The sequence below is a fragment of the Micromonospora sp. NPDC004540 genome (genome assembly GCF_040610095.1).
GTDB lineage: Bacteria > Actinomycetota > Actinomycetes > Mycobacteriales > Micromonosporaceae > Micromonospora.
This window is the reverse complement of sequence record NZ_JBEXLR010000019.1, coordinates 1-12,550: the sequence shown is the minus strand read 5'-3', so window position 1 is coordinate 12,550 and position 12,550 is coordinate 1. Positions and strand designations below refer to the sequence as shown.

The 12,550-nt window shown below is 74.3% G+C and carries 16 protein-coding genes; 7 read left to right on the top strand and 9 right to left on the bottom strand.

The window, feature by feature from the left end; genetic code table 11:
• The first annotated feature begins 73 nt into the window (after positions 1–73).
• Positions 74–730 carry a winged helix-turn-helix domain-containing protein gene (locus ABZV78_RS09515; protein ID WP_355636968.1) on the top strand — a complete coding sequence of 219 codons (657 nt, stop codon included), beginning with the start codon at positions 74–76 and terminating at the stop codon, positions 728–730.
• Positions 731–805: 75 nt separating this feature from the next.
• Positions 806–1,435, top strand: a complete 630-nt coding sequence (locus ABZV78_RS09510) for a VOC family protein (RefSeq protein WP_355636966.1) — start codon at positions 806–808, stop codon at positions 1,433–1,435.
• Between the two features lie 14 nt (positions 1,436–1,449).
• On the opposite strand, the gene ABZV78_RS09505 is transcribed toward ABZV78_RS09510, so the two are convergent.
• On the bottom strand, positions 1,450–3,024 hold the full coding sequence (locus ABZV78_RS09505; RefSeq protein ID WP_355636964.1) for an FMN-binding glutamate synthase family protein: 1,575 nt from the start codon (positions 3,022–3,024) through the stop codon (positions 1,450–1,452).
• A 183-nt stretch (positions 3,025–3,207) separates the two neighbouring features.
• Between ABZV78_RS09505 and ABZV78_RS09500 the strand changes: the two genes are divergently transcribed.
• Positions 3,208–3,360, top strand: a complete 153-nt coding sequence (locus tag ABZV78_RS09500; RefSeq protein ID WP_355636962.1) for a hypothetical protein — start codon at positions 3,208–3,210, stop codon at positions 3,358–3,360.
• A complete protein-coding gene (locus tag ABZV78_RS09495) occupies positions 3,360–4,322 on the top strand; it encodes an N-acetylmuramoyl-L-alanine amidase (protein ID WP_355636960.1) in 963 nt (320 codons plus the stop codon). The genes ABZV78_RS09500 and ABZV78_RS09495 overlap by 1 nt, the downstream gene beginning before the upstream one ends.
• A gap of 45 nt (positions 4,323–4,367) precedes the next feature.
• Here the strand turns inward: ABZV78_RS09495 and ABZV78_RS09490 are convergent, their stop codons facing one another.
• Positions 4,368–4,817 (bottom strand): VOC family protein, encoded by a 450-nt coding sequence (locus ABZV78_RS09490; protein ID WP_091305409.1) that lies wholly within the window; start codon positions 4,815–4,817, stop codon positions 4,368–4,370.
• A gap of 133 nt (positions 4,818–4,950) precedes the next feature.
• On the opposite strand from ABZV78_RS09490, the gene ABZV78_RS09485 reads away from it, so the two are divergent.
• The gene (locus ABZV78_RS09485) at positions 4,951–5,844 is read left to right on the top strand and encodes a hypothetical protein (RefSeq protein WP_355636958.1); all 894 of its coding nucleotides are present in this window, start codon (positions 4,951–4,953) and stop codon (positions 5,842–5,844) included.
• On the opposite strand, the gene ABZV78_RS09480 is transcribed toward ABZV78_RS09485, so the two are convergent.
• The 6 genes from ABZV78_RS09480 to ABZV78_RS09455 form a co-directional block, all read right to left on the bottom strand.
• Positions 5,834–6,523, bottom strand: coding sequence for a hypothetical protein (locus tag ABZV78_RS09480; RefSeq protein WP_355636956.1), 690 nt, complete (start codon positions 6,521–6,523; stop codon positions 5,834–5,836). The genes ABZV78_RS09485 and ABZV78_RS09480 overlap by 11 nt on opposite strands.
• A gap of 33 nt (positions 6,524–6,556) precedes the next feature.
• A complete protein-coding gene (locus ABZV78_RS09475; protein WP_355636954.1) occupies positions 6,557–7,375 on the bottom strand; it encodes a hypothetical protein in 819 nt (272 codons plus the stop codon).
• Between the two features lie 12 nt (positions 7,376–7,387).
• Entirely contained in the window at positions 7,388–8,089 is a 702-nt protein-coding gene (locus ABZV78_RS09470) for a hypothetical protein (protein ID WP_355636952.1), read from the bottom strand.
• Entirely contained in the window at positions 8,086–8,412 is a 327-nt protein-coding gene (locus ABZV78_RS09465; RefSeq protein ID WP_355636950.1) for a type VII secretion target, read from the bottom strand. Before ABZV78_RS09465 ends, ABZV78_RS09470 begins: the two co-directional genes overlap by 4 nt.
• Positions 8,409–8,855 (bottom strand): YbaB/EbfC family nucleoid-associated protein, encoded by a 447-nt coding sequence (locus ABZV78_RS09460; protein ID WP_355636948.1) that lies wholly within the window; start codon positions 8,853–8,855, stop codon positions 8,409–8,411. Before ABZV78_RS09460 ends, ABZV78_RS09465 begins: the two co-directional genes overlap by 4 nt.
• Positions 8,856–8,984: 129 nt before the next feature.
• Positions 8,985–9,995 (bottom strand): LacI family DNA-binding transcriptional regulator, encoded by a 1,011-nt coding sequence (locus ABZV78_RS09455; RefSeq protein ID WP_355636946.1) that lies wholly within the window; start codon positions 9,993–9,995, stop codon positions 8,985–8,987.
• Between the two features lie 154 nt (positions 9,996–10,149).
• On the opposite strand from ABZV78_RS09455, the gene ABZV78_RS09450 reads away from it, so the two are divergent.
• Positions 10,150–10,734 carry an ABATE domain-containing protein gene (locus tag ABZV78_RS09450; protein WP_355636944.1) on the top strand — a complete coding sequence of 195 codons (585 nt, stop codon included), beginning with the start codon at positions 10,150–10,152 and terminating at the stop codon, positions 10,732–10,734.
• An 89-nt stretch (positions 10,735–10,823) separates the two neighbouring features.
• Positions 10,824–11,375 (top strand): DUF5872 domain-containing protein, encoded by a 552-nt coding sequence (locus ABZV78_RS09445; RefSeq protein WP_355636943.1) that lies wholly within the window; start codon positions 10,824–10,826, stop codon positions 11,373–11,375.
• Positions 11,376–11,427: 52 nt separating this feature from the next.
• Here ABZV78_RS09445 and ABZV78_RS09440 read toward each other — a convergent pair whose 3' ends face one another.
• On the bottom strand, positions 11,428–12,333 hold the full coding sequence (locus ABZV78_RS09440) for an META domain-containing protein (protein ID WP_355636941.1): 906 nt from the start codon (positions 12,331–12,333) through the stop codon (positions 11,428–11,430).
• Positions 12,334–12,550: the final 217 nt, after the last annotated feature.

Sequence of the window (12,550 nt, the reverse complement as noted above, 5' to 3'; positions counted from 1 at the left end):
ATCGACAGGAAAGCGCGATCAAGAACCGTACGTGAGCAACTTGTCACCAACAGCTCTCCATCGGACGGTCTGGTTGACAATCACTGTCACGGCGATTCCCAAGGCGGGCGAGACGAGCGTGGCGGCCGGCGGCACCGATCCGGGGGAGAACCCCATCCCGCTGGTGATCGGAGTGACGGCGTCACCGGCCGAACGGATCCGGCTCACCGAACTCCTCGACGGCGTCGCGCCCCTGCTGCTGGTCGCCGACCTCGACGAGCTGCGCAGGCTGCTCGCGCCCTCGGAGCCGCCGGCGGAGACCGACCCTCCGCCGCCCGTCGCCGCCGCTCCGGCGCCGGACGACACGCTGGTGATCGACGCGGCCCGCTCCACCGCCCGGTGGGGGGCGCGGGAGGTCGTCCTCACCCGGTTGGAGCGCGACCTGTTGGCCTGCCTGACCAGCGAGCCGGTCCGGGTCTGGAGTTACGCCGATCTGCACCGCGCGGTGTGGCACGACGAGGGGTCACAACGCAAGGCGGACGTGCAGTCCCTCGTCAAGCGGCTGCGCCGCAAGCTCGACCAGTTGGGCACCGGGGTCACCGTCGTCGCGGTACGCGGGGTCGGGCTCCGGCTGACCGACCACCGGCGCCCCCGGGCGCAGGGCAGCGGCCACCCGTCGGGCGGCGAACCGCGCTCCCGCCCGTCGGCGGGGATGGGGAAACGAGGCAATCGGCGGGTGCGGGGGCAGTAACGTGGCGGGCGAGAGGCCACCGATCGGCGCCGACGCGGGGGCGCGTGGTGCCCGACCGAGTCCAGGGAGGCCGCGATGAGCGCGACGGACACCCGCCGCGGCGATGCGAGCGCACCGGCGAGCCGGAACGTCGACCAGAAGCTCGAGGTGGTCGTCATCCCGGTGGCGGATGTCGACCGCGCGAAGGAGTTCTACGGGCGCCTCGGGTGGCGGCTCGACCAGACACCGCCCGGCATCGTCCAGTTCACGCCGCCGGGCTCCGGGTGCTCCGTCCAGTTCGGTCCCACGCTGACCGCCGCCGCCCCCGGCGCGGCCAAGGCGTACCTGATCGTCGCCGACATCGAGGCGGCCCGGAACGCGCTGGTCGCCGCCGGTGTCGAGGTGAGTGAGATCTTCCACCCGGGCCCGGGCGGCCCGGTCAGCGGTATGGATCCGGAGCGCCGCAGCTACCTCTCGCGCGCCTCGTTCAGCGATCCCGACGGCAACACCTGGCTGCTCCAGGAGATCACCACCCGGCTGCCCGGGCGCATCGAGGCCGCTGCCACCTCGTTCGCCTCCGGCAACGATCTCTCCGCCGCGCTCCGCCGCGCCGCCGCCGCCCACGGTGAGCACGAGAAGCGCATCGGCGCGACGGACGAGAACTGGCCCGACTGGTACGCCGCGTACATGGTGAGCGAGCAGACCGGCGCGGAACCGCCCCGGTGAGCCACGGCCAGTGCTCAGCCCACGGCGGTCGGTGAGGGCGGCGCGCTGCCGCCCTGGGGCGCCTCGGCGGTCATCAGCCGGATGATCTCGGACCGGTCGGCGGCGGACGGCAACCCCCATCCGGGGCGGTACCCGTACACCTGGTCCAACGGGGTGGAGGCGGTACGGCCGTCGAGGACCTCGACCGCCCCGGTGTCGATCAGCCCCGGATGCTCGACGCCGCACGCCTCGGCGACCTTGAGCAGGTCGCGCCGCAGCGTCCGGATGTAGTGGGCGGCCCGTACCGACTTGCGGGCCGGGTCGAGGCCCCGGGCCAGCCACGGGTTCTGGGTCGCGACGCCGGTGGGGCAGGTGTCCGTGTGGCACTTCTGCGCCTGGATGCAACCGATCGCCAGCATCGCCTCCCGACCGACGTTCACCATGTCGGCGCCGAGCGCGAACGCGACCACGGCGTTGTCCGGCAGCCCGAGCTTGCCGGCGCCGACGAAGACCACCTGCTCGTGCAGGTTCCGTTCGGCGAAGATCCGGTAGACCCGGGAGAAGCCCTGCTGGAACGGCAGCGACACCGAGTCGGTGAAGATCAGCGGCGCGGCCCCCGTGCCGCCCTCGCCGCCGTCGACGGTCACGAAGTCCACGCCGCGGCCGGTGTCGCGCATGAGCGTGGTGAGGTCCTCCCAGAAGCCCAGGTCGCCGACGGCGGACTTGATGCCGACCGGCAGGCCGGTCTCGGCGGCGAGCAGTTCCACCCAGTCCAGCAGGCTGTCGCAGTCGGAGAACTCGGCGTGCCGCGACGGGCTGACGCAGTCCCGTCCCTGGGGGATGCCGCGGGTGGCGGCGATCTCGGCGGAGACCTTCGCGGCGGGCAGCAGGCCGCCGAGGCTCGGCTTCGCGCCCTGGCTGAGCTTGATCTCCAGCGCCCGGACCGGTGCTCCCGCCACCAGCTCCTTGAGCCGGTCGAGGCTGAACCGGCCGCGCTCGTCCCGGCAGCCGAAGTAGGCGGTGCCGATCTGGAAGACCAGGTCCCCGCCGGTGCGGTGGTACGGCGACAGCCCGCCCTCGCCGGTGTTCTGCAGGCAGCCGGCCAGGGCGGCGCCCCGGTTGAGCGCCTCGACGGCGTTGCCCGAGAGCGAGCCGAAGCTCATGCCGGAGATGTTCACCACCGACTCGGGGCGGAACGCGCGCGCCCGCCGCCGGGCGGCGCCCAGCACCTTCGCGCAGGGGAGCGTGACGTCGTGTGCGGCGCCAGGCGCGGACGGCGGCACCGCCCGCCCGAAGGTGCGGTGCTTGATGATCGGGTAGCCCGGGGTGTACTCGATGTCGTTGTCGGTGCCGAACCCGAAGTAGTTGTTCTCCTGCTTCGCCGACGCGTACACCCAGCGCCGCTGGTCGCGGGTGAACGGCCGCTCCTCGTTGTTGCCGGCCACGATGTACTGGCGCAGCTCGGGCCCGATGGATTCGAGCAGGTACCGGGCGCGGCCGAGGACGGGGAAGTTGCGCAGCAGCGCGTGGTCGCGCTGGAGCAGGTCGCGCGCGGCGAGGGCGGCGACGGCGGCGACGGCGGCGGGTACGGCTCTACGGGCCCAGCTCATGCCGCCACTCTTTCCGGGATCGCCGCCGGCCAAACGGCCCCGGCGCGCCGGAGCGCGGGTGCGCCGCCCGGAATTGCCAATTTTCTTCAGCCGAACGATTGCCAGTGAAGGGTATCGACATAGACGTTCGTGACGGTATAGCGTCCGCGCCAACGTTCCTCGACCGGTCGCTGAAGGAGTGCCATGCCCACGTCACGAACCGTCCGCCTGCGCCGCCGAGGGCTGCTCGGCATCCCCGCCCTGCTGGCCGCCGCGCTGACCGTCGCGGCGCGGCCCGCCGCGGCGGCCGCCGCGCCGAAGGCCGAGTGCCTGGCCGACCTGCTCCGGGAGTCCTGATGGCGACCATCCCCTGGCTGGTGGACGTGCTGCGGGCGGCCGGCGTGCAGGTCGTCGTCGAGGGTGACTGGCTCAACCGGATGCGCCCCGGCTCCTTCGACCCGATCGGGGTGCTGTGGCACCACACGGCATCCACCTCCAGCGCCACCAACCCCCACCCGGCGCTCAACATCTGCATCAACGGCCGCTCCGACCTGCCCGGCCCGCTCTGCCAGGCGCTCGTCGACTACCACGGCGTCTTCCACGTGATCTCGGCCGGGCGGTGCAACCACGCCGGCACCAGCGGTGGCAGCGGGCCGATCCCGGCCGGTGACGGCAACACCATGCTGATCGGCTGGGAGATCGACTACAACGGGGTCAGCCAGGAGATGACGGCGGCCCAGTACGACGCCTCCGTCGCCGCCACCGCGGCCGTCCTCACCCGGCTTGGGCGGGACGCCAGCTACGCCCGCGGACACCGGGAGACCAGCACCACCGGCAAGATCGACCCGTCCTTCATCGACCTGGACGTGATGCGGGCCGACGTCGCCGCGAAGGTGGCCGGTGGCACGGCCTGGTCCTCGATCGTGGACAACGCCACCGCCGGGCGCTTCACCGCCAGCGCCAGCTGGGGCGTCTCGTCCTACTCCGGCCAGCGCTACGGCGCGGACTACCGCTACGCCGATCCGGTCGCGGCCAGCGACCCGGCCTGGTACCGGTTCAACGTCCCCGCCTCCGCCAACTACCGGGTCGACGCCTGGTGGCCGGCCAACGCCGGCTACAACGGCGCGACGCCGTACGTCATCGCCACCACGACCGGCAACCGGACCGTCTACGTCGACCAGCGGGCGACCGGCGGCCAGTGGCGTACCCTCGGCACCTTCGCCCTGCCGGCGGGGGACGCCAACCGGGTGGCGGTGAGCCGGTGGAGTTCGGCCGGCGGCCTCGTGATTGCCGACGCCGTCCGCCTCACCCGGGTCTGACCGGTTCGCGGCGGAACCCCCGGCCGGGCACGCCCGGCCGGGGACTCAGCCCGGTACGGGCCGGCCCATCTCCGCCAGGATGCCGGTGCCCTGGCCCAGCTCGATCAGGTATCCGTCGGGGTCGCGCAGGTAACACCGGATCTCCATCCCGTGGTCCTTCGGCTCCGTCAGGAACTCGCCGCCCCGGGACCGCCACAGCTCGTAGACGGCCCGTACGTCGGTGACCCGGATGTTGAGGGCCCCGCTCAGCGTGTCCGGGTCGGCCGGCGCCCGCGCCGTCACGGTCGGTTTGTCGTCCGTCGGGCCGCCCTCGTCGTTGAGCACGAGGTAGCTGTTGTGCAGGCGGAGCACGGCCGGCCGCCGGTCCCGCACCACCGTGGCGCCGAGGACGTCGCGGTAGAACTCCCGCGAGCGGTCCACGTCCCGCACGATCAGCAGGTGGGTGACGACCAGGCCGTGTTCGGGCTGGAAGTAGTCCGGTGCCTCATCCGTCACGACGCCCCCTTCCTCGGCTCCGCCGGTTACCCGGGTGCATGCGGACCACACCCGCCGCCCGGGGGGCCCGGCCGCGGTCGGCTCCCACCGGCGGCGTTTAGGCGGGGTCGCGGGCCGATGGTATGAATGCTGGGTGCCGTCGTCGCAGAACGCAGACCTGATGGGCAACGTCCGCGCGCTCGTCGAGGACGTGCTCCCGGCTCGCCTGCCGGGAGCGCGCGTCGCGGCGGACAGCGACGAGATCATCGTCGCCGTGCCGGGCGGCCGCGCCCGGGTGTCTCTGGTGCCGTTGCTGCGCAGCTGCCAGGACCAGCCCCGGCAGGCGTGGCCCGAGCTGGTGGCCGACTGGGTCACGGCCGTCCGCCGGGAGCTTCCGGACACCGTCTCGGCCGACCTCGGGCCGGTCGACGTCGAGCAGCTCCGGCTCCGCCTCACCCCGGCGGCCGCGACCGCCGAGGCCGACAGCTACCTGGCCGTGCCGTTCGGTGCGCACTTCACCGCGGTGGTGGTGGTGAACCGGCCCGAGCGGCTGGACCTGCTGACCCTCGCCCAGGCCGCCCGGCTGGACCGCGAGCCCGCCGAGCTGGTGCGCACCGCGGTGCGGCAGACCGTGGAGCGCGAACTGACCACCCTCGACGTGCGGGACCATGAGCTGCCCACCGGCGGGTCGGTGCGTCTGCTCGCCGCCGACGGCAACCCGTTCGTGACGACCGCCCTCATGTCGGTCAAGCGGTTCCTGCCCGAGGGCGCCGAGAACGGCGCGCTGGTGGCGGCGCCGCAATACAGCGCGGTGTTGCTGCACCCGGTGGACAACCGGCTTCAGGACGCCGCCGTGGCACTGCACCGGCTGGCCGGGACCATGTTCGCGGCCGCCGTCGATCCCTGCACCGACCAGCTCTTCTGGTGGCACGGTGGCGAGTTCCACCCGGTCCGGGTCATGGCGGGGGAGCCCGGCGGGGCCGTGCAGGTGCGGCTGCCCGAGGCGCTGGCTCCGGTCGTGGAGCGGCTGCACCGCCCTACGGAGTGACCGCCCGGTCCAGCTTCCGGGCCGCCAGCGCCTGGTCCCGCCGCTCGGTCAGGAACCGGAGCGCGGCATCCCGCGCCCCGTCGTGCCAGGCCCGCACGAGCCCCTCGTAGAACTCGGCCTGCTCGGCGAGTTGCCGGGCGCCCGTGCCGGAGGTCTCGGCGGCCCGTTCGTGGCACAGCTCGGCGAGCTGGACCGCCGGCTCGACGGGGGACGCCGTGCCGGTGACCACCCGCCATCCGGGCAGCTGGTGCCAGTGCGTACGGCGCCGGCGCGGATCCTGGGCGAAGTCCCGCTCGGCCACGTCGGCCAGGCGCTCGGCCGGCCAGCCGTTGATCTTCTCCAGGCCGGCGTCCAGCACGAATCGCCGCGCCTGCTCCGCCGCCCCGTCGGACGACAGGTCCACGGTGGACGGCCCGGGCCGGACCTCGTCCATCCGGATGCCGTAGGTCATGACCCAGCTGGTGAAGGGCGTCACGAGCGGCTGCACCCCGGCGGCGACCCAGCCGACCGGCCGGGTGGGCGAACCGGACCACCCGACCCAGGCCAGCGCCCAGTCCAGCGGCTCGCGGGCCAGCACCGTGTCGAGGCCGGCGCCCCGGAGGGACCACTCGCCCGGCAGGTCGGGCCGCAGCTCGGAGAGGACCTGCCGCCACCGCCGCGCCATGTCAGCAGAGGACATACGCACCTTTCGCGGGTCGGTGGCCGGGCCCGGTCAGTCTACGCTCAGCGGTCGCTGCGTCGGCCGTAGCTCCTCCGGCGGCTCCGGCAGGTCCAGCACCCGCTTCACCTTGTTGGCCCAGCTCGGCTCGATGCCGGTCTTCAGGCCGGTCTTGAGGTCGTAGGCGTGCGCGACCTCCCAGTCCAGCTCGTCGGTCACCGAGTCCTTGTACTGCCGCTCGAGGATGACGTCCGGCCGGAAGTCCTGGTCCTTCACCTTCGGCGTCTCGACGCCCTGGGCGTCGTAGCCGACCTCGGCGCGCAGCCGGAAGCCCGTCTCCGGGTCCAGCATGGTGGTCGCCTCGCTGTCGATCGCGTCGGCCAGGTGACGGTGGGACTCGGTGCCCAGCGCCGTGCGCTCCACGATCAGGTCCGCCACGTCCTCGGGGTAGCCCTTCTCGATGAGCTTGTCCCGCTGCCGCTGGTAGCCCTCCTGCTGCAGGATCGAGTCCCGGTTCTGGTCGACGTGGTCCCACGCGTCGTCGGCCATCTCCTGGAGTTGGCCGGCGATCTGCTGGCGTGCCTTGGCAATCTCCTCCAGGGTCTTCTCGTCGTGCTTGCCCAGCTCCGGGTCGTTCTGGGGGCGCGACGAGTCGGCGTCGCCCTCGGCGCCGGCGGGCTTGCCGTCGGTCGACCTCGGCCCGCCGGGCCGGCCGCTCTCCGCCGCCTCGGCGATGGCCCGGTGGCTCTCGGCCACCGTGGTGGGTCTGCCGTGCGGCCCGCCGCCCCGTTGCCGCGGCACACCGCCGTCGCCGACCTCCCCGCCGTCGGCGCCGTCACCGCCGCTGCCGTGCGGTCCCTTGGGTTTCGCCACGATCCCCCCGGGTCAGCCGTTGACGAGCTTGGACAGGTTGGTGAGGCTGGTGACGAGCGCCGTGGTGTAGCTCAGGATCCGGCCCGCCCACTTGAGCACGGCGGCGGCGATCTGCGCGGCGATCACCGGGATGGTGACCACGAAGATCGCCTCGACCGCCCACACGATCACCCGCGCGACGAGGTCCGCGATGAGGTCACGGACGATGTCCCGGGTGAACGAGACCAGGTTCCCGGCGGCCTGGGTGGCGGCCGCCATCGCCGCGGACGCCCCGCCCAGACCGGCGATCGCGTCGACGTTGTTCTTCATCAGCGACTGGTAGGCCTCGGCGGCGTGCCCCCGCCAGTCCGGCAGGTCGCCGGCCAGGTGCGCCTGGAGGTCGGCCGCCATCCGCTGCAGGTGGCCGGCCATGTTGTCCCAGGTCGCCGCATGGGACGCGACCACGTCGGGCATGCCGGTGAGCCAGTCGAGCATCTCCCGCAGCGGCTCGAAGTATTCCATCGCCCAGCCGAGGCCGTTGGCCAGCAGAGCGCTGAACGGGTCCAGAACCGTGGCGGCGACGTCCAGCCCGAAGGCCGCACCGGCGAGCAGGTCGTCCACCCAGCCCTCGCTGCGGATCGCGTCCACCAGGCCCTCGACGCCGTCGGCCAGCGACGAGCCCGTCCACACCTCCCGGGTGGACCGGACGTCCGCGACCAGCGACTCGTCGGTCATGCCCGCAACCGCCGGCTGATCGCGTCCAGCGAACTCGCCGCGTCACCGTCCACACCGTCGTAGCTGTCGGCGGTGCGGCGCAGGCCGTCCGCGACCAGCTTGAGGTTCTCGTCGACGTACGCGACCAGCTCGTCCTGCCGGGTGTGCCGGTCCTCCAGGATCGCCGAGATCCACCCGCAGAGCAGCCCGTAGGCCCGGTCGTCGTGCGCGATGTGCCCGCTCGCGCCGCGGACCGCGTCGAACCGGGCGCGCAGCCCCTCGATGTACGCGGCGTGCGCGCGGATCTGCTCGGTGTCGGCCACCCAGCCGGACGGGCCGCTCATCGCCGCCAGCCGTGGCCGCCGTAGGGGCCGGGCTCGCCCGCGCCGGGCTCCGGATCGCGGCGCAGTTGCCGGTCCACCCGCTCGGCGATCGCCCGCGCGGCCGCCGAACCGGTGCCGACGGTCTCCGCGATGATCTCCTGCGACCGCTCGGCGAGCTGTCCCTTCGCCCGCCGGATCGCGTCCATGACCGCCTGCGCCACCACCTCGGGGGCGTACCGCTGGACCTGCCGGCCTAGGCGCAGGTCGAGCAGCGCGCCGGTGGAGTCGACCGTGACCTCGGCCAGTCCGTTGTCGTCGGAGACCGTGACCCGCAGCTCCTGCAGGCGGTCACTCATCGCCTTCGTGTCCGCGGCGAGCTTGTCGATGCGGCCCTTCCAGGCCCGCATCTGGTCCATGGCCCCGTCCGGGTCCAGGACACCGCCGCCGAGAGCCCCGCTCACCATGCGCCTCCCCCGAGTAGGCCCGGATCCCGTGAAGACTGCGACCCGCAGCACCTCGCAGGGCGGCGTCGATTGTAGAACACCGATTCACGTCCGGTGGGCGCGGCGACGGCGCCGCCGAGCGCCGGACCGTCACACGACCGGGCGGGTGCTCTCCCGGGGCAGCACCGCGTGCGGCGCCGTGATCCGGGCGGGCGCGGCGTCCGGGCGGTCCAGCCGGGCGGTGACCAGAGCGACCGCCTCCCGGGCGAGGAACGCGGGGTCGGCGGAGACCGAGGTCAGGGTCGGTCGGGAGTAGCGGCCCTCCTCGCTGTCACCGAGCCCGATCACCGCCACGTCCGCGGGCACCCGCAGCCCGGCGTCGGCGGCGGCCCGCAGGGCGCCGATGGCGAGCCGGTCGGCGTAGCAGAAGAGGGCGTCCGGGCGTTGCTCGTGCGCGAACAGCCACCGAGCGGCCCGGTAGCCGTCCTCGTGCCGCTGCTGGGCGGTGGTCCGCAGGTAGCCGGCGGGCAGATCGAGGCCGGCCCGGTGGACCGCATGCCGGTAGCCGAGGGTGCGGGGCTGCGCCGGTCCGGTGGCCTCACCCGGCCGGGCGCCGATGGCGGCGATCCGCCGCCGGCCCGTGTCGAGCAGGTGCTCGATGGCGTCGGCCGCGGCGCGGGCCCAGTCGAGGGCGACCTGGTCGCAGCGCGGGTCCGGGCTCTCGCCGAGCAGGACGACGGGCGTGCCGGCGGCGAGTTGGGCGTCGATCAGCCCCGGCGGCACCATGTCCGCGCCGAGCAGGACGGCGTCGACGCCCGGCGGGGCGCCGATTCGCGCCGGTGCTGCGGCTCGCTCGGTGTCGGAGCCGAGGTGGTCGACGACGACCCGGAAGCCCCGACTCGTCGCCGCGCGGACGACCTCGCGCGCCAGGCCGTGCAGGCCGGGCGCCTCGACGTCGGGAACGATCAGCGCGAGCAGGCCGGCGCGGCCGGTGCGCAGGGTGCGGGCCGCGAGGTTGGGCCGGTAGCCGAGCGCCCGGACGGCCTCCCGTACGCGGCGGCGCACGTCGTCGCTGACGTGCGGGTGGTCGTTGACGACGTTCGAAACGGTCTTCACCGACACGCGGGCGTGCCGCGCCACGTCCCTGAGCGTGGTGGCCACGATCCGTCCTCTCGCCTCGCCGGGAGCCGGCGACCGAACCGGAGGTTCCCTTCTACACCAGCGAACCGCTTTAGCTGGTGTACACACCGGACCATCCCAGAGACGGCTACACCGGTCAAGGCCTTACGCTGGTGTGGACCGGAGGAGGGCGACGGTGAGCGACGAGGCGCGGGTGCCCCCCGCCGTGCGACTGGTGCGCGACTTCGTCAACACCTTCGAGCCGCAGGTCGACGAGGAGTCGCTGACCACGCCGGACGCGCTGCGGGACTGGCTCACCGAGCGGGGGATGATCCCCGCCGGCACGCGGCTGGCCCCGGCGGACCTCGCCGCGGCCCGCACGGTCCGGGAGGGCCTGCGTGCGGTGCTGCTCGGCCACGCCGGCCATCCCGCCGACCCCGGCGCGCTGCGGCGCCTCGACGACGCCCTGGCCGCGGTGCCGGTGCGGATGACGCTCACCGACGGCGGCCCGCGTCTCGTTCCCACCGGCACCGGCCCTCTCGACACGGCGATGGCCGCCCTGGTCGAGGCGATCCGGCAGTGCGCGCAGGACCAGGTGTGGACCCGACTCAAGGTGTGCGACCGGGACACCTGCCGGTGGGCGTACTACGACGCCTCCCGCAACCAGGCGCGCCGGTGGTGCTCCATGGCCGGCTGCGGCAACTACGTCAAGATGCGTCGGGCCTACGCCGTCCGCCGCGGCCGCCGGTCCCCATCGCCGGAGGCCGACCGGAACCGCTGACCCGGCCGCCGGTCGCACGATACGGCAGGGGCGGGTCCGGCTCGACCGTCCGGAGGCATGCGGTTCATCGTGCCGGGTAACGGTCCGGCATGGCGAGGTACACGAAGCCCGAGCTCCGGGAGCAGCTCAAGGAGGAGATCACGGCGTCCGACAAGGGCGGCCGGCCGGGGCAGTGGTCGGCGCGCAAGTCGCAGTTGCTCACCAACGAGTACAAGAAGCGCGGCGGCGGCTTCGAGGGCCCCCGGGACCAGCGGCAGCGGTCGCTGCAGCGGTGGGGCACCGAGGAATGGCAGACCCGCTCCGGCTCCACCCGGGCGCGCCGCAACGGCGAGACCGCCCGCTACCTCCCGAAACGGGCGTGGCAGCAGCTGTCGGACGAGCAGCGCCGCGACACCGACACGAAGAAGCGGCAGGCCTCCCGGACCGGGCGGCAGTACGTGGCCAACACCGGACCGGCGAAGCAGGCCCGCCGGCAGGCCACCTCGGCCGGTCAGCTGTCGGACCTGCCGGTCGCGGAGGCGGTCCGGCTCGTCCGGGGCCTCGACACGCGCCAGCTCCGGGCGGCGCTGCGGCGGGAGCGTGACGGCAAGGGCCGCAAGACGCTCGTCCAGCGGCTGGAGTCGGAGCTGGCCCGGCGCTGACGGCGGTGGCGTGCCGGACGGGACGCCACCCGCCCGGGCGTCGACCGGTTCGTCAGCCGTCGCGCCGCAGCCGGCCCGTCTCCCGGCCCTGGGCGTCCACGAGCACCAGCACGTCGCCGTCCAGCCCCGCCCGGGACGCCCCGGAGAGCCAGGCCGCCACCAGGACGTTGGCGCAGCCGATCAGCGTGCTGGGCCCGGCGGTGGCGAGCAGGGCGCCCTCCGCCCCGGCGACCCACCGGCCGCCCTGGCCGTTGCAGCCGTCGGAGCCGCGCCATCCGCCGTCGTCGCGGAACTCCACGTACGCCGGCGTGGGGTTGGGCCGCGGCGCACCGGCGGGCACCCAGCGGCCGAGCAGGGCGGACCGGCCGGCGGGCGCCAGGCCCGCCGGCAGCGGGGCGGCCGCCGCGAGGGCGCGCCGGACCTCGGGGGTGACCACGGGCGGCTCGGCCAGCGACGGCAACAGGTGCGGCCCGGCCGTGGGCTTCGCGCCGGGCGCCAGCCGGGCGACCTGCCGGCCCTGGCCGTCAAGGAGGATCGGCGTGCCGCCGACCACGCGGAACGCGGTGGCCCGGGGCAGCCAGTCGGGCCCGCGCCACGGACCGGACGGGCAGCCCGGCACGCCGGACGGCGAGTGGCCGGAAAGCTCGGCCACGAACAGGCCGCCGGCGTCCGCCCGCCACGTCCCCAGCGACACCCCGCACCGGTCGAACCAGATCAGGTCGCCCTGGTCGGGGGGAGCGAGGCGCACAACTCCGCCGGCGCCTCCGTCGGCCGCCGTCACCGTCCAGGAGCCGATCAGCGCGACCGGATCCGCCGGGGACGGTCCGGCGCCGGTGGGAACCGTGCTGAAGGCCGGCGAACCGGCGGGCGCGGTGGCCACCGGGCTGACCGTATCGGCGCAGCCCGCCAGCAAGGCGCCCACCGCCACCGCCGCCACCAGGTGCCTGCTCCGCCGCATCGTCCCGCCCCTCCGCCGGCCCGATCGTTCCCCTGCTTGGACGAGGCGCCGGCGCGGGTGGTTCCGCCAGGCCCGTCCGAGAGCCGCGTCGGGAGATCCGCACACGACGGACCGCCGCCGGTCACCCCGGCGGTGACCAGCCGGAGCAGCTCGGGATAGGCGTGCGCGGCCATGCCGTGGCTGCCGCGCAGCTCCAGCTCGTACGCGATCACCAGCT

What these genes read in the sequence shown, in the direction of transcription:
- ABZV78_RS09510 (WP_355636966.1), top strand. Translation starts at nt 806, where the DNA reads ATGAGCGCGACGGACACCCGCCGCGGCGATGCGAGCGCACCGGCGAGC.
- ABZV78_RS09505 (WP_355636964.1), bottom strand. Translation starts at nt 3,024, where the DNA reads ATGAGCTGGGCCCGTAGAGCCGTACCCGCCGCCGTCGCCGCCGTCGCC.
- ABZV78_RS09500 (WP_355636962.1), top strand. Translation starts at nt 3,208, where the DNA reads ATGCCCACGTCACGAACCGTCCGCCTGCGCCGCCGAGGGCTGCTCGGC.
- ABZV78_RS09495 (WP_355636960.1), top strand. Translation starts at nt 3,360, where the DNA reads ATGGCGACCATCCCCTGGCTGGTGGACGTGCTGCGGGCGGCCGGCGTG.
- ABZV78_RS09480 (WP_355636956.1), bottom strand. Translation starts at nt 6,523, where the DNA reads ATGTCCTCTGCTGACATGGCGCGGCGGTGGCGGCAGGTCCTCTCCGAG.
- ABZV78_RS09470 (WP_355636952.1), bottom strand. Translation starts at nt 8,089, where the DNA reads ATGACCGACGAGTCGCTGGTCGCGGACGTCCGGTCCACCCGGGAGGTG.
- ABZV78_RS09465 (WP_355636950.1), bottom strand. Translation starts at nt 8,412, where the DNA reads ATGAGCGGCCCGTCCGGCTGGGTGGCCGACACCGAGCAGATCCGCGCG.
- ABZV78_RS09460 (WP_355636948.1), bottom strand. Translation starts at nt 8,855, where the DNA reads ATGGTGAGCGGGGCTCTCGGCGGCGGTGTCCTGGACCCGGACGGGGCC.
- ABZV78_RS09445 (WP_355636943.1), top strand. Translation starts at nt 10,824, where the DNA reads ATGGCGAGGTACACGAAGCCCGAGCTCCGGGAGCAGCTCAAGGAGGAG.
- ABZV78_RS09440 (WP_355636941.1), bottom strand. Translation starts at nt 12,333, where the DNA reads ATGCGGCGGAGCAGGCACCTGGTGGCGGCGGTGGCGGTGGGCGCCTTG.